14 protein-coding genes and 1 pseudogene are annotated in these 15,214 nt (G+C 66.9%); 6 read left to right on the forward strand and 9 right to left on the reverse strand.

Features of this window, described 5'->3' with window-relative positions:
* Window positions 1-67 precede the first annotated feature (67 nt).
* Window positions 68-1,479 (reverse strand): annotated as a pseudogene (locus tag TV39_RS00375) (amidase).
* Entirely contained in the window at window positions 1,472-2,212 is a 741-nt protein-coding gene (locus TV39_RS00380; protein WP_043476733.1) for a peptidase E, read from the reverse strand. The pseudogene TV39_RS00375 and the gene TV39_RS00380 overlap by 8 nt, the downstream one beginning before the upstream one ends.
* 113 nt (window positions 2,213-2,325) lie before the next feature.
* Between TV39_RS00380 and TV39_RS00385 the strand changes: the two genes are divergently transcribed.
* From TV39_RS00385 to TV39_RS00395, 3 genes are all read left to right on the forward strand, one after another.
* Window positions 2,326-2,652, forward strand: a complete 327-nt coding sequence (locus TV39_RS00385) for a rhodanese-like domain-containing protein (protein ID WP_011690008.1) — start codon at window positions 2,326-2,328, stop codon at window positions 2,650-2,652.
* Window positions 2,653-2,732: 80 nt separating this feature from the next.
* Window positions 2,733-3,716: a prephenate dehydratase gene (pheA, locus tag TV39_RS00390; protein WP_043476736.1), complete on the forward strand. Its 984-nt coding sequence runs from the start codon at window positions 2,733-2,735 to the stop codon at window positions 3,714-3,716.
* 92 nt (window positions 3,717-3,808) lie between these two features.
* The gene (locus tag TV39_RS00395) at window positions 3,809-4,018 is read left to right on the forward strand and encodes a hypothetical protein (protein ID WP_043429215.1); all 210 of its coding nucleotides are present in this window, start codon (window positions 3,809-3,811) and stop codon (window positions 4,016-4,018) included.
* A gap of 38 nt (window positions 4,019-4,056) precedes the next feature.
* Here TV39_RS00395 and TV39_RS00400 read toward each other — a convergent pair whose 3' ends face one another.
* Window positions 4,057-5,151, reverse strand: coding sequence for a diacylglycerol/lipid kinase family protein (locus TV39_RS00400; RefSeq protein ID WP_043476739.1), 1,095 nt, complete (start codon window positions 5,149-5,151; stop codon window positions 4,057-4,059).
* A gap of 77 nt (window positions 5,152-5,228) precedes the next feature.
* On the opposite strand from TV39_RS00400, the gene serS reads away from it, so the two are divergent.
* Entirely contained in the window at window positions 5,229-6,509 is a 1,281-nt protein-coding gene (gene serS, locus TV39_RS00405; protein WP_043476742.1) for a serine--tRNA ligase, read from the forward strand.
* A gap of 26 nt (window positions 6,510-6,535) precedes the next feature.
* Here the strand turns inward: serS and TV39_RS00410 are convergent, their stop codons facing one another.
* Window positions 6,536-7,579: a type IV toxin-antitoxin system AbiEi family antitoxin domain-containing protein gene (locus TV39_RS00410; protein ID WP_235347221.1), complete on the reverse strand. Its 1,044-nt coding sequence runs from the start codon at window positions 7,577-7,579 to the stop codon at window positions 6,536-6,538.
* A gap of 296 nt (window positions 7,580-7,875) precedes the next feature.
* Here TV39_RS00410 and TV39_RS00415 point away from each other — a divergent pair, with 296 nt between their 5' ends.
* Complete coding sequence (locus TV39_RS00415) at window positions 7,876-8,739, forward strand: Cof-type HAD-IIB family hydrolase (RefSeq protein ID WP_043476746.1); 864 nt, start codon at window positions 7,876-7,878, stop codon at window positions 8,737-8,739.
* A gap of 46 nt (window positions 8,740-8,785) precedes the next feature.
* Here the strand turns inward: TV39_RS00415 and TV39_RS00420 are convergent, their stop codons facing one another.
* Both TV39_RS00420 and TV39_RS00425 read right to left on the reverse strand, forming a co-directional pair.
* Complete coding sequence (locus TV39_RS00420) at window positions 8,786-9,385, reverse strand: MarR family transcriptional regulator (RefSeq protein ID WP_043476749.1); 600 nt, start codon at window positions 9,383-9,385, stop codon at window positions 8,786-8,788.
* A 6-nt stretch (window positions 9,386-9,391) separates the two neighbouring features.
* Window positions 9,392-9,685 (reverse strand): hypothetical protein, encoded by a 294-nt coding sequence (locus tag TV39_RS00425; protein ID WP_052500445.1) that lies wholly within the window; start codon window positions 9,683-9,685, stop codon window positions 9,392-9,394.
* A 240-nt stretch (window positions 9,686-9,925) separates the two neighbouring features.
* Between TV39_RS00425 and TV39_RS00430 the strand changes: the two genes are divergently transcribed.
* Window positions 9,926-12,361, forward strand: a complete 2,436-nt coding sequence (locus TV39_RS00430) for a phosphoketolase family protein (RefSeq protein ID WP_043476752.1) — start codon at window positions 9,926-9,928, stop codon at window positions 12,359-12,361.
* Between the two features lie 5 nt (window positions 12,362-12,366).
* Here TV39_RS00430 and TV39_RS00435 read toward each other — a convergent pair whose 3' ends face one another.
* From TV39_RS00435 to TV39_RS00445, 3 genes are all read right to left on the reverse strand, one after another.
* Window positions 12,367-13,119 carry a DUF429 domain-containing protein gene (locus tag TV39_RS00435; RefSeq protein WP_043476755.1) on the reverse strand — a complete coding sequence of 251 codons (753 nt, stop codon included), beginning with the start codon at window positions 13,117-13,119 and terminating at the stop codon, window positions 12,367-12,369.
* A 2-nt stretch (window positions 13,120-13,121) separates the two neighbouring features.
* Window positions 13,122-14,459 (reverse strand): carboxylesterase family protein, encoded by a 1,338-nt coding sequence (locus tag TV39_RS00440; RefSeq protein WP_043476757.1) that lies wholly within the window; start codon window positions 14,457-14,459, stop codon window positions 13,122-13,124.
* 146 nt (window positions 14,460-14,605) lie between these two features.
* Window positions 14,606-15,097, reverse strand: a complete 492-nt coding sequence (locus TV39_RS00445; protein ID WP_043476760.1) for an inorganic diphosphatase — start codon at window positions 15,095-15,097, stop codon at window positions 14,606-14,608.
* Between the last annotated feature and the right edge of the window lie 117 nt (window positions 15,098-15,214).

The raw sequence follows: 15,214 nt of genomic DNA on the forward strand, positions 1-15,214 counted from the left end.
TTAAGGGTGGCACTCGGCCGCGCGATTGTCACATTCCCGCTGGCAGGAAAGCAAGGCGGACACGCCGCTAGAACCCGATCTGCGCCGCCACCTGCAGGAGCAGCGCCTCGGACCCCATAGGCCCCACCAGCTGGATACCCATCGGCAGTCCGGCGCGGGTGAGCCGCCCGTCCAGTGCACCGGAACGCTGATGGCCGGCAGTCCGCACACGTTGACCATGCTGGACCACGGTGCGTATTCGCACTGCTTCCGGTAGTCGCCGTCGGCGTCGCCCGCCCACTCCGAGACGGGCCAGTAGCCGTCCCCGTGCGAGGCCCCGGTGAACCAGCCCACTGGCCGGGGCGTCTGGGCAAGAGCCGGCATCAGCATGAGGTCCCACTGTGCGTACTGCGCAACGGTGTCCCGCTCGAACTGGCGCAGGAAACCCAGGGCCTCGTTGAGTTTTGACGCGCTCCGCTGCTGTGCGCGCCGCCGGAACGTGCGCGTGAGCGGGGTCAGGAGCGCTTCCCGCTGCGGCGCAATCCTGGCGCTCCCGACTCCCGCCGTCCACGCCGTGGTGAACGCATCCGGGTACCGGTTGTCATACCGGACAGCCGCTTCCGCGGTGGAGTGGCCCGCCGCTTCGAGTAAGCGCACGCCCTCGTTGAGCGCATCCATGGCTTCGGCGGCGGCCGTAAACGGAAAAATAGCCTGCCACGGGCTGTCCAGGCTCACGCCGATCCGGAGTGGGCGCGGCGGCCGGGACACGGACGCGAGGTACCCGTCCGCTTCCGGCGCGGCCACCAGGGCGTCCAGCATCAGGGCGGCATCCCCGGCCGACCGGGCCAGCGGGCCGGCCACCACCAGCCGGGCGGGATCACCCGTGCTTTCACCGGCCGGGACGAGTCCGCGCCCCGGTTTCAGGCCCACCAGCCCGCAGGCCGCCGCGGGGATCCGTACTGAGCCGCCGCCGTCGGACCCCGGAGCGAACGGAACGAGGCCGGCGGCAACCGCCGCGGCGCTTCCGCCCGAGGATCCCCCTGAGCTGCGGCTTAGCGCGTGCGGATTGCGCGACGGCGGCGCGATCAGGTTTTCGCTGTAGGCGGTCAAGCCGAACTCCGGAACCTGGGTCTTGCCCAGCGAGATGGCACCGGCGCCCTTCAATACCGCCGCCAGTGCTCCGTCCGCGGACGCAGGTTTGCGCTCCAGGGCCGCGCTGCCGTGGGTGGTCACTACGCCGGCCACGTCGGTCAGGTCCTTGAAGGCCACCGGCATGCCGTGCAGCAGCGGAAGCTGGTCAGGCGATCGGGCGTAGCGCGAATCCGCGGCCGCCGCATCCGCCAGCGCCTGTTCCCCGGTCACCGTGATGAAGGCGCCAAGGCCGGGATTCCGGGCCTCGATGCGTGCGAGGAAATGCTCCGTCACCTCCCGGGCGGAGAGCCCGCCCGAGTGCAGGGCGTCACGGAGCCCAACCGCGGAGAGTTCGTGGATGTCAGCCAAGGAACCGGGCCTCCAGCCGCTCTTCGGCCGCGGTTGCGGCGCCGCCGTCCACCTGCCGGGTGACGCGGTACGCAGCCTTGCCCCGCACCTCGGTGACCGCCTCCACAAGGTCCGTGCCGAAGTAAACCAGGCCCGCGCCGTCGTCCGTGCAGTGGGTTTCGCCGAGCGTGCCGTCGGCCACTAGCCGGTGCACCAGCGGGCGGCGCTGTACCTCGGAGTCGTAGTGCACGCCGTTGGCATAGGGGAGGAAACCCAGTGCGTTGGTCACCGGACGCAGCTGCGGGCCGAACGAATCAGTGGTGCCGCCCTGGAACCAGCAGATGGAGCCGGCCGAGACACCGGCGAGGACCACGCCTGCTTCCCACACCCGCCGCAGGATTCCGTCGAGGCCGTGCGCCCGCCAGACCGCCAGGAGGTTCACCACCGAACCGCCGTTGACCCACACCACATCCTGTTCCAGCAGGTGTGCTTCCGGGTCCTCGATGCTTGGCATGGTGAAAAGGTTGAGGTGGCTGAAATCGAAGCCCGCGGTCTTTGCCGCCTGGTCCATTTCCGCGTTGAACCAGCGCTGGTCACCCGCAGCAGTGCCGATATGCGTCACGCGCGGGGCGCGCCCGGTGACGCCGGAAAGTTCGACGGCGTGGTGCAGCAGGGCGTCAAACTCCAGCCGTGAGCGCCGGCCGGCCTTGTAACCGCCGGACGTGGCAAGGATGGTTGGCTGGTGGGCTGTCATCGACGGTCCTCCTTTACGGTCCCCTTGAAGCGTAACGTGCCCCGGATTCGGGATGTCCGACTCCCGCGGAGGCTACGCTGGAGGCGGACCCGTATTTTCCGGAGAGGACTTCCATGAGCGACTTCGAAACCGTGACCGTGACCGACGTTCCTGCCGACGCCAGAATCCTTGACGTGCGGGAGGACTACGAGTGGTCGGCCGGGCACGCCGAGGGTGCCCTGCACATTCCACTGGACCAGCTGCCGGCCAGGCTCGGCGAGCTGGACCCGGACGAAGACGTGTATGTCATCTGCCGCACCGGCGGCCGCTCATTCCGCGCCGCCAAGTGGCTCGTGGGGCAGGGATATTCCGCTTTCAATGTGGCCGGCGGAATGGACCAATGGCTTGAGTCGGGCCTGCCGCTGGTTTCGGACAACGGCCTCAAGCCGGTCATCCTCTAGCACGCGCCCTGGCCGCGCGGCACCAGCACTTCCACAGGCCGCCCACCGGGCGGCGCTGACCTGATCAAGAAGGACCCTCCATGCCCGCAGCATCCGTCACCTACACCTTCCTCGGCCCGGCGGGAACGTTCACCGAGGCCGCGCTGATGCAGGTGCCGGGTGCCGTCGAGGCTGTCCGCATCCCTTCGTCCAACGTGAATACAGCCCTGGACAAGGTCCGCGACGGATCAGCCGACGCCGCCATGGTGCCCATCGAGAACTCCGTGGAGGGCGGCGTCACGGCAACACTGGATGCCATTGCGTCCGGTGCCGAACTGCGGATTGTCCGGGAGGCGCTGGTGCCCATCAGCTTCGTGCTGGTAGCCCGGCCCGGCGTGGACATCCCGGATATCCGCCGGATCTCCACCCACAGCCACGCGTGGGCCCAATGCAGGCTGTGGGTGGAAGCTAATATGCCAAATGTGGAATACATTCCGGCGTCTTCCACGGCGGCAGGGGCAATGGGTTTGCTGGACGAGGAGGGCGTCCACTACGACGCCGCCATCTGCGCACCGATCGTGGCCGCCGAGCAGCCCGGACTGCACGTCCTGGCCGAGAACATCGGGGACAACCCGGGCGCGGTAACGCGTTTCGTCCTGGTCAGCCGGCCCGGCGCGCTCCCGCCCCGCACCGGAGCGGACAAGACCACGGTGGTGGTTCCGCTGCCGGAGGACCGGCCAGGTGCACTGATGGAGATCCTGGACCAGTTCGCCACCCGAGGCGTGAACCTCAGCCGCATCGAATCCCGCCCCACCGGGCAGTACCTCGGCCACTATTTCTTCAGCATCGACGCCGACGGCCACGTGGAGGACGCCCGTGTTGCCGACGCCCTGGCGGGGTTGCACCGCATCAGCCCCGCCACACGCTTCCTGGGGTCCTACCCGCGGGCCGATGCGCAGAGCCCGGACGTGGCACCGCATACCTCCGACGAAGCATTCCAGGCCGCACATGAATGGGTGGCAGGGATACTCAAAGGGGCATCGATCGAGCCTGTTCATGCCCCGCGCGGTTCGCCCACAGCTTAGGCAAATGCCCCTCCGGGTACTTCCCCGCCTGCACCGCAGTGCGTATGCTTGCCTGATCCATTGGGGAAGGCCTCTACCGGAAGGAGCGGGTCATGTCAGGATCCAGCAGCGACAACGACGGCCAGGGAATGATCGTTAATCCCAAACCGACTGCCGATAACCAGGACTGGGACGGCGACGATGCAGACAGGGCGGATCGCCTGCGCTTCGAAGAGGAGCAAGCCATGATCCGTGAGCAGTCCGAAGCGCGTGCCGCGGCCAAGGCCGCAGCGGAGGCAGAGGAGAAGAAAGCCAGCGCCTGAGTCCTGAGTCTCCGCAGGAGGCTTCCCCTCCCGGGTGCCTACTGCGGGGCCGAGGCTACTCTGCCGGGGGCTTCGGCACCCTTACTCTCCGGCACCCGGACCAGCAGGGACCGCGGCTCCACTTGAACGGTAACGTCGGTCGCCTCCCCGGAGGGGTCGCCGTCGACCTGGGTGGCCACCGGCTCGGCGCATTTGATGACGATCTTGCCGGAGCGGTAATAGCTCATCACCGGCAGGTTCCTCTTGTGCTTGAACATGATCTTCGCGTACATCGCGATCCACCCGATGGCGCTGCGGGGGCTCATCACCACCACGTCCAGCATTCCGTCGTCGATCATTGCCTGCGGAATGAAGTCGATGCCGCCCGGAATGAGGCCGCAGTTGGCGAACAGCACACTGCGGATCTTCCGGGACTGTTCCGGCTGGTCGTCCAAGGCGATGGACACCTTCTTGCGCCGCCCGGGCAGGTGCCGGACTCCGGCCTCCGTGTAGGCGAGCCAGCCCACCGCCTTTTTCAACCCGTCGTTGGTGTCTCCCACCACCTCGGCGTCCATGCCCATGCCCGCGATCACCAGGAACGCGTGCTCTGACGAGGCGCCCGTCCGCGAGTTCCTGATACCCATGCGGGCAGTGTCGATGTGCCGCTGGTGCCCGAAGAGTGCTGTCTGGATGCTGCCGTGGAGGTCGTTGACGTCCAAGTGGATGTTCCTGGCCAACAGGTTTCCCGTCCCCAGCGGAACCAGGCCCATCGGCACATTCGTGCGGGCCAGCTTCTCAGCCACCACGCGCACCGTGCCGTCCCCGCCGCCCACCAGGACGACGTCGGCCCCGCTGGCGACTGCCGCCTCGGCCTGAGCGTATCCGGGGTCCTCGGCCGTTGTCTCGAAAAAGAGGGGGGCTTCCCAGCCGGCGGACAGGCAGGCGCGCTGGATGAGCGCACGGGCTTCCGACGATTTCGCCTTGACCGGGTTCATCACCACGGCCACCTTCTGTTGCACCATGCCCGGATGGTGCGTGTCCTCCTGGACGGCGCTGCGCGTATGCAGTGCCTTCAGCCTCCGCACGCCCCACCAGCTGGAGACCGCGAAAGCCAGGGCCGCAGCAAGGATGAGGTAGAGCAGCCAATCGTTCATGGTGCTCCAACACTATCCCGCGCCGACGTCCGCACGGCCCACCGTGTCATGGCGGGCGGATTCGATACTCTTGTCTGGTGATCGACGTAAAAGACCTCAGCGAAAATCCGGACAAGTTCCGTGCCAGCCAGCGCGCCCGCGGCGCCGACGAGTCCGTGGTGGATGCGATCATCTCGGCAGACGCGGCACGGCGTGCTGCCCTGATCCGCTTCGAGAACCTCCGCGCCGAGCAGAACGTGTTCGGCAAGAAGGTGGCGCAGGCCAAGGGCGAGGAGAAGCAGGCACTGCTGGCAGAGGTCAAGGTCCTGGCCGCATCGGTCAAGGCCGCTTCGGCTGAGGCCGACGTTGCCCAGGCCCAACAGGAGGAACTGCTCCGCGCCATCCCCAACCTGATTGTGGACGGCGTTCCGGAAGGCGGCGAGGACGACTACATTGTGGTCAAGACCGTCGGCGAACCCCGGGAGTTCCCGGATTTCGAGCCGAAGGACCACCTGGAAATCGGTGAGCTGATCGGCGCCATCGACATGGAGCGCGGCGCCAAGGTGTCCGGTTCACGCTTCTACTTCCTCCGCGGCGTAGGCGCCCGGCTGGAAATGGCGCTCCTGCAGATGGCCATGGAACAGGCCATCGATGCCGGCTTCGTCCCCATGATCACCCCCACGCTGGTCCGTCCGGAAACAATGCAGGGCACCGGCTTCGACGTCAAGCACGACGCCGAGATCTACCGCCTCGCCGAAGACGACCTGTACCTGGTGGGCACCTCGGAGGTGGCCCTCGCCGGGTACCACGCGGACGAGATCCTGGACCTCTCCGCCGGCCCCATCCGCTATGCAGGCCAGAGCTCCTGCTACCGCCGCGAGGCGGGGTCGCACGGCAAGGACACCCGCGGCATCATCCGGGTCCACCAGTTCAACAAGGTGGAAATGTTCATCTACACCACGGTGGAAGAGGCCGCCGCCGAGCACGAGCGCCTGCTTGCGTGGGAAGAGGAGATGCTGGCCAAGTGCGAGCTCCCGTACCGCGTGATCGATACCGCGGCGGGCGACCTCGGCAACTCGGCGGCCCGGAAGTTCGACTGCGAGGCCTGGGTGCCCACGCAGGGCGCCTACCGCGAACTGACGTCCACCTCGAACTGCACCACGTTCCAGGCGCGCCGCCTGAACATCCGTGAGCGGGTGCTGAACGAGGACGGCGCCCCCAAGGGGACCCGCGCCGTCGCCACGTTGAACGGCACGCTGGCAACCACCCGGTGGATCGTGGCCATTCTGGAGCACCACCAGAACGAGGACGGCTCGGTGAACGTCCCGAAGGCACTCCAGAAGTACCTCGGCGGGATGGAAGTACTGCCCGTGCTGTAGTTCCCGGATCCGGCGGAAATTCCCCGTCATGTAGTCAATCCCCCGGGCAACGCCGGGGGGATTGGTCCGCGTGGCGGGGACTTCTGCACCGTGATGCCGGCAGCCGAGAGCTTGCGCCTCAGGAGCGCAGCGTTGGTTGCGGCCTGCCAGTCCCAGCGGACAACCTGGTAGCCGAGCGCCCGAAGCCTGTCCTCACGCTTCTTTTCCGCCAGAATGGCTTCGCGGGTGCTCATGTCGCCTAGGAATGCGTCGTCGAGGTACTTTGCGTCGCCATCGAATTCCCCGATGACTCTTTGTTCCGGCCAGAAGAAATCCGTCCGCCCGATAAAGCCTTCGTCATCGTAGAACGCATGCTGCAGGACGGGCGCAGGAAGGCCCAGGACGTGCATGAGCGCCCTGCTCCGGGATTCACCGACTGACTCTGATGCCTCATCTGCCAGCGCAAGTACTTCCAGGACACGCCGGCGTTTGGCGTTCGAACGGAGAAGGGCGGAGGCCTCCTGCAATTGCTGGCGCGTCAACTTCTCGCTACTGGCGCGGCGGCTGCCGAGCACCGCGTCCATGGCGGCCACAGCCTCGGGCAGTTCCATTCGGACTACGCAGTCAATCACCGTCTGGACGAGTGAAGTGACGGCCACGCCCCGGTGTTCCACAATGTCAGCGGTCCAGTGATGCCGTGAGATTCCGTAGCCGCGCACTTGTTCCAGCCCGGTGAGGCCGGTCTTCGGATCCTTGGCCGCCTGGGTGGTTGCGGGCAGCCTGCCAGCTTTGTGCGGCGACTCCGTGATGATGTGAATGTGCGCCGGAACCCGGGGGAGGGGCAACCGCCAGAGGCGGAGTGCAGTCAGGTAGCAGAATGCGGCGGACGGATCACTGGAGGCCACCGCCCCAATTGTGGCCCCATACCGTTGCCAGGGCTTGAGGGCGAGCCATGCGGACTTGTTGTAATAGACCCCGAACCTTACCCGCACCAACTCGCCCTTTTTATAGGCGCGGCTAAGGCTTCGGCTGTTTCCCGTGAGGGCACGTCTGCGGCTGGCAAGAATGAGCATCGGGGGAGCGGAATTCATGCTCCCATGCTGGAGCGGCCATCCCCGCTCATCCAGACGCGCGTGCCCCGATGTGGATAAGTCCAGTCAACTCCCTTAGGAATGGACCACTCCTTGTGGAACGCCGAGGGGAGTTGACCATGCAGCGGGGGCATCTGCCGGGCTTCGGAGCGGGCACCGTCCTGGCAGCCGGGCTGCGCGGTGACGAACCGGTAAACACCCACAGTGTGGAAAAACTGTGGGTGTTTACCACAAGTTTATGGCCGCTGTGGCGTGCGTCCTAGCGGCGCGTCCGCGGCGTCTGCTGTACTAGGTGAATGACAACATTGACTGAAACCTCAGTCGCTGGCAACGACGACCAGCGAAACGACGGCCAGAACGACCCCGCCCAGAAGCTCATGGTGGCCCTGGACGTCGACGGCACCCTGGTCAACCATGACGGCCACATGTCGGCTCCCGTGCGTGAAGCGGCCCAGGCGGTTGTGGCCGCCGGCCACGAAGTCCTGATCGCCACCGGCCGGTCCCTGAATGCCACCCTGCCCATCATCGAGCAGATCGGGATCGACACGGGCTACGCGGTGTGCTGCAACGGCGGCGTGACCCTCCGGCTCGATCCGGCCCACCCCGACGGCTACGAAGTCATCCGCAAAGCCACGTTCGATCCGGGGCCGGCGCTCCGCGCCCTCCGCAAGCGGCTTCCCATGGCCAAGTACGCGCTGGAGGATGAGCACGGCAACTTCCTTTCCACCGAGCGCTTCCAGGACGCAAGCTTTGGCGTCGAGGCAATCGGCGTGGACTTCCAGACAATGCTGGATGCCACCGCTGTGCGCGTTGTGGTGTTCAGTTCAGAGAACACGTCCGAGGAATTCAACGAGGCCATCAAGCACATCGGCCTCTCCGGCGTCACGTATTCGGTTGGGTGGACCGCCTGGCTGGACATCGCCGCCGAAGGGGTGACCAAGGCCAGCGCCCTGGAACACCTCCGCGGGCACCTGAGCATCGAGTCGCACCTCACGGTGGCGATCGGCGACGGCCGCAACGACATCGAGATGCTCACCTGGGCCGGCCGCGGCGTCGCCATGGGCCAGGCTCCCGACGAAGTGCTTGCCGTTGCGGACGAGGTCACCATGTCCGTCCACGACGACGGCGCCGCGCACGTTCTCCGCAGCCTGCTTTCTTAAGTAACTGCTTCGCGTCCTGGGACGGCACGGCGCGGACGGAACCGGCTCAGCGGACCTCGAGGATCAGCTGGAGCAGCCGGGCCGCAGCCGGGCGGGCTGCGTGTTCCTCGTTCCACTGGGACCTGGCCACGGCCTTGCTGACGGCCTGGGTGGTGATGCCAAGCTCCTGGGCCACAGCCTTCTGCTGGCCCCGCACGCCAGGCGTGAGCAGGTCCAGGACACGCCACTCTGCCGCGCTACGGTCATGCACAATATGGCCGAGGAGCTTCAGGACGGCCTCAGCTTCCGCGGCGAGATCGGCGAACGGACCGTCAACGGCAACGGGGACGCGGTCCTTGCCGTTCCGCAGGCGGTCCACAGCGCGGCGGGCGTAGACCAGGCCGTGCCCGGTAGCGTCCTTGATCTGGTTGGGCAGCGGTTCGTTCACGGGACCCACGCCGATTCCCACGAACCAACTGCCGCAGCGAAGGGCGATCAGGGCTGCCTCCACCGCCTGGTGCGGAAACTCGACGATGCCCTGGACCTCGTCCTCCACTGAGCGGTCGAAATCAAGGCGCGCCGGGATGTGCCGCAGGTCCTTGAGCAACTGCGGCACCCGGTCGCCGTCGCGCCGGCTGTCCGTTTGGTTGATGGTCAGCGTGAACATTGTGGATCACAGAATACCCGGTGGCCGTCCTTCCGGGCCTACCACTGCGCGGACGTCCACGGCCGTGAACTTCGCGTCAAAGGTGTCCCCGCTGCCGCCTCCGAGTGCGGAGGCGAACGCCATCAGCAAGTAGGCGGGCGCGAACGACCAGCAGACGGCGCGCCAGCCGCCGAGCCAGGCGCCCGACGTCGTGCCGTCCGCGATTCTGACAGCACGCATCCCGGCTGCCGCATCACCCAGGCTGCCAACCGCACCGCAGATCATGCCGTATCCGAAGAGGACCAGGAACCACGCTGCCACGCGCTTGCCTTGATCACGGACGCACCATTGCCTAGCGTGGTGCATCTTTCATGGCCATTGCCACGGTGGGTTCCCCTTGTTCCAACGCCGAATCAAAACAGAATGAACTTGCCCTGTGACGCGTTGCTTCGCGATGGGTAGGACAACCCACCCTGCCCGTAGGTTGTGCCCGTGCCGTGAAGATGTTGCGATGGGGGAGGACGCTGCCGACGGCGGCATTGACGGAAACGGAGGACCGCCATGGCCAACGCGCCCGGTGGGGACACAGTCAGTGATACCACACCAAGTGATGCCAGGACTTCGGCAGGCGACAGCAGCGAATTGGCTCTCGTGGACCGGTGGTGGCGGGCGGCCAACTACCTGTCTGTGGGCCAGATCTACCTCCGCTCCAACCCACTGCTGCGGGAACCCCTCCACGCTGAGGACACCAAATCCAGGCTCCTGGGCCACTGGGGCACCACGCCCGGACTCAACTTCGTCTACGCCCACCTCAACCGGGTCATCCGGCGGGACCGGCAGGAGATGCTGTTCATCGCCGGGCCCGGCCACGGCGGTCCCGCGGTGGTGGCCAACGCCTGGCTGGAGGGCACCTACTCGGAGATCTACAGCAACGTGGGCAACGACGAACCGGGGCTCGCAGAACTCTTCCGCCAGTTTTCCTACCCGGGCGGCATCCCCAGCCACGCCGCGCCCGAAACGCCGGGATCCATCAGCGAGGGCGGCGAACTCGGATACTCGCTGGCACACGCCTACGGGTCCGTCTTCGACAATCCCAACCTGATTACCGCCGTCGTGATCGGTGACGGCGAGGCCGAAACCGGGCCGCTCGCGGCCAGCTGGCACTCGCACAACTTCCTGGACCCCGTGGCTGACGGCGCCGTGCTGCCCATCCTGCACCTGAACGGCTACAAGATCGCCAACCCCACCGTCCTGGCCCGGATGCCGGAAGTCCAGCTGGAGCAACTGCTCCGCGGCTACGGCCACACACCACACTTCGTCACCGTGACCGACCCGGACGATGTCGAGGGGGCCCACCGCGACTTCGCCGCTGCCGTTGACACCTGCCTTGCCGAAATCCGGGCCATCCAGGCCGGGCGCCGCGCCGCCGGGGTCCCGTCTGCAAACGACGCAGGCGCCGCCCAGTGGCCGATGATTGTGCTTCGTTCACCCAAAGGCTGGACGGGCCCCAAAAAGGTGGACGGCAAGCAGGTGGAAGGCACGTGGCGGAGCCATCAGGTGCCGCTGTCCGAGGTCCGCACCAACCCTGAGCACCTGGCCCAGCTGGAAGCCTGGCTCCAGTCCTACCGGCCCGAAGAACTCTTCGACGACGGCGGCCGTCTCCGGCCCGACGTCGCTGAAAACGCTCCCGCGGGGGAGCTGCGAATGAGTGCCACGCCGTATGCCAACGGCGGCATCCTGCTGCGCGACCTCAAACTGCCGGACTACCGCAAGCACGCCGTCGAGGTGCCCCGGCCGGGAGTTGAGCGGGTCAGCGCCATGATCACGCTCGGTGGCTGGATGCGGGACCTCATTGCCCAAAACCCGGAGACTTTCCGGCTTTTCGGCCCCGACGAGACTGCTTCGAACCGCCTGCAGGACGTCTACGACGTCACGGACAAAGTGTGGCAGTACCGGATCGACGACGTCGACGAGCACCTTGCGCGCGCCGGCCGCGTGATGGAGGTGCTCAGTGAGCACCTGTGCCAGGGCTGGCTGGAAGGCTACCTCCTGACCGGCCGGCACGGTGTGTTCAGCTGCTATGAGGCCTTCATCCACATTGTCGATTCCATGTTCAACCAGCACGCCAAGTGGCTCAAGGTCCACCGTGAGCTCGCCTGGCGCCAGCCGGTCGCGTCGTTGAACTACGTGCTTTCATCGCACGTCTGGCAGCAGGATCACAACGGCTTCTCGCACCAGGACCCCGGGTTCATCGACCACGCAGTGAACAAGAAGGCCGAGGTCATCCGCGTCTACCTGCCGCCGGACGCCAACACGCTGCTTTCCGTCATGGAGCACTGCCTCGGGTCCAGGGACTACGTCAATATCGTGGTCAGCGGCAAGCAGCCCTCACCCACCTGGCTGGGGCCGGCCGACGCCGCACACCACTGCCAGCGGGGGCTGGGCATCTGGGAATTCGCTGGCTCCGAGGTGCCTGGAGAGGAACCGGACGTGGTGCTTGCCTGCGCCGGGGATGTTCCCACCGTGGAAACCGTCGCGGCCGCCGAACTGCTCAAGAAGGGTGCGCCCGGGCTGAAGATCCGCGTGGTCAACGTGGTGGACCTGATGCGCCTCCAGGACGCCAGCGAACACCCGCACGGACTGACCTCGCGGGACTTTGACGGCATCTTCACTGCGGACAAGCCCGTCATCTTCGCCTACCACGGCTACCCGTCCCTGATCCACCGGCTGGCGTACCGACGGACCAACCAGGAAGGCCTGCACGTCCGGGGATACAAGGAAGAGGGGACCACCACCACGGCGTTCGACATGGCCATGCTGAACGGAATCGACCGCTTCCAGCTGGCCATAGATGCCATCGACCGGGTTCCCGGCCTGGCCGAGCGGCACTCCCTGCTGCGCCAGTCGTTGCAGGACAGCCGCATCCGTGCGCACAACCACACGCGCAGCCACGGCGAAGACCAGGCCGAGATCAGTGACTGGTCGCTCGGCGGGTAATCCCGTTACCCGGTGAGGGCAGCGAGCGGGCCGGACGGCACGTGGATCCAGCCCTCGCTGAGGGCGGCCGCGGCGTGATCCTCCGGCGGCGCGAAGGTCTGGCCCAGGCCGGCCGCTCGGGCGGTGAGGGAGGCGATGACGGCGTCGAACATGTCGTCAGAAGCCACGAGGGCATCACGGTATCCGGCCAGGTCCAGCCAGGGGGCGGCTTGGACCAGGCTGTCCACGATGAGGGCCAGCCGCTCCGCCTCCGGGATTCCTCGCCCTTTGTAGCCGCGGGCGTGGATTCCCCAGAGTTTCAGCGAAGCCGCCGGGTAGACCTCCGCCAGCCGGCCGGAGCCGTCCCTGGCCTGCGGTCCGTGGTCCCGGGCGATCTTGGCCTGGATGACCGCGCAGCGCATGGCAGGGTGGGCCAGCCGGTCCGCGGAGACGCTGAGCGGGATCAGGCCTGTGGCGCGGGTGACGAACCGGTCGGTGTCCCGGTAGGCCAGCAACCGGCGGCCCTCGATGCCGTCGTGGTCCAGCACCGGGCGGGCGTCGAAGTTCAGGTGCCCGGCGAGGAAAGGCAGGAAGGCGTCCGGCCAGCCCACGGGGCAGTCGATGCCCGTCATGTCGGTGCCGCCGAACAGCTCCACGATCTCCTCGTCAGTGACGTTCAGGGAGAGGTGGACCAGCCGTGCGCCTCCGTCCGCCCACTCGATCACCGCCGCCGCGGTTTTCCTGGTGGCCGCCGCGAGGTCCACGCCCAGGGTCTTCACGGTCAGACCGAGCGGTAGCGGAGTGCGCCGGGAAGCTCTCCCCGGTTGCCGAGGCCTTCCCCGGAGGCGAACCGGGCCCAGACGGCGCGGACGGCCCGGCCCTGGGCATTGATCTCGTCCCAGGTGGCGCCGGCGACAAGACCTGCCGCTGCCCAGGTCTGCTGGTCGCCGAACAGCAGCGGCAGGTCAACAGTGTGGGCGGCGCCGAAGAAGTTGCCGGGCGCGGCCCAGGTCAGCACGTAGCTGTAGGCTTTTCCACCCGCCCGGGCGTGCCGCCGGGCGAACTTCCGGGCGGACCGGCCGTACACGGCTTCGGTCACGGCCCGGCTCATGGCGTTGACGACTGCGGTCCCGACCACCGGAACCCTGGCAAGACGGCTGGCGACGGGGTTGCCCGGCAGGAACATGCGCGCCTCGTCCGCGGTATGGCCGATCAGGACCTCGATGGCGGGGGCGGCCTGGTTCCACGCGGCTTCAATCTCATGTTCAGGAGGCAGGGGCGCGTGTCCGTACTGTGTGCCGAAGGGCATTGCCGCCTTCAGCCCGAACTTCCGGGCCACCTGCGCAACACGCTCTTCAACGGCAACCACGTCCATTGCAGGGGTGTCCTCCGTGACATGTTCGGCTGCGGCCCCCATGGCAGCGCTCATTTTCTCCCGGCCCCTGGTGATGCCAAGGGGCGCGCTCTGGATGATGGCCCGCTGGAACAGCGACGGCGCCTCCGGCGTCGCCATCAGGTGGGCGACGGCGTCCCCGCCTGCTGACTGGCCGAACGCCGTGACGCGTTCCGGATCTCCGCCGAAGGCGCTGATGTTCCGCTGCACCCAGCGGAACGCCTCGAGCTGGTCCAGCAGGCCAAGGTTGGCGGGCCGGCCCGTTCCGGTTGCCAGATATCCGAACAGGCCCAGGCGGTACGTCACGGACACAACGATGACCCTGTTCTCGGCAACCAGCGCCTTCGGGTCGAAGATGGCCAGGTCTCCGGAGCCGGACGTGTAGGACCCGCCATGGAGCCACACCATGACCGGGACGCGTTCGCCGTCGGCGAGGTCTGCCGGAAGGGTGATGGAGAGCCGCTGGCAGTCCTCGCTGCCGGGAAGCTCGCCGTAGCGGGTCCCCAGGATGTCGTCCAGGAACGGCACCGGACCCTGCGGGCATGCGGGCGAGAGCGAGGTGGCTGAGCGAACTTCGGTCCAGTCGGGTGCACTTGCCGGCGGCTGGAAACGGCCAGCTGTGGCGTAGGGGATCCCCGTGGCGCGCACGACGTCGCCGTCCCGCCAGCCGGTGATGGGGCCGCAGGGCGCGTCAAAAGAGGGGGGACTCAAAGGCTCGGAACTCACATGCCAACGATTCCATAGATTTACTTCGTTGGGGCAACAGAAAATCCCCGCCTCCCGGACCTTTCCCCCTGGCATGGCGCGGGGATTTGTCCGGGAGACGGGATTTGCGGGGCAGGCGGCACAAACGCGGCCTGCCGGGGACAGACCTAGTGGCCGGCTGCCGGAACGTAGCGCTTGATGGATGCTTCCAGTTCGGCTTCGGCAGCGGCGCGGTCGCCCCAGCCTTCGGCCTTGACCCACTTGCCCGGCTCCAGGTCCTTGTAGCGGGTGAAGAAGTGCTCGATTTCCTTGATCAGGTATTCGCTGACGTCGCTGACCTCTTTGATGTGGTCGAAGCGGGCGTCGACGGGAACGCAGAGGACCTTGGCGTCCCCGCCGCCGTCGTCCGTCATGTTGAACACGCCGATGGGGCGTGCTTCAACGATGACGCCCGGGTGCAGATCGAAGTCCTGCAGGAGCACCAGTGCGTCCAGCGGGTCGCCGTCTTCGCCGAGGGTGTTCTCGAAGAAACCGTAGTGGGTGGGGTACTGCATGGAGGTAAACAGGACGCGGTCCAGGCGGACGCGGCCGGTCTCGTGATCGACTTCGTACTTGACGCGTGATCCCTTGGGGATCTCGATGGTCACGTCATGCTTCATGGAATGCTCCTCGACTTCAGGGGTGTTCGCGGCACACAGAAAGACCGGAAAAAGGAGTGTCGGTGCCGCCGACTACTATTGAGGATATAGCGATAGGCCCAGGTTTCATGAACTAGT

The sequence above is a fragment of the Arthrobacter sp. SPG23 genome (genome assembly GCF_000876655.1).
Taxonomy (GTDB): domain Bacteria; phylum Actinomycetota; class Actinomycetes; order Actinomycetales; family Micrococcaceae; genus Arthrobacter.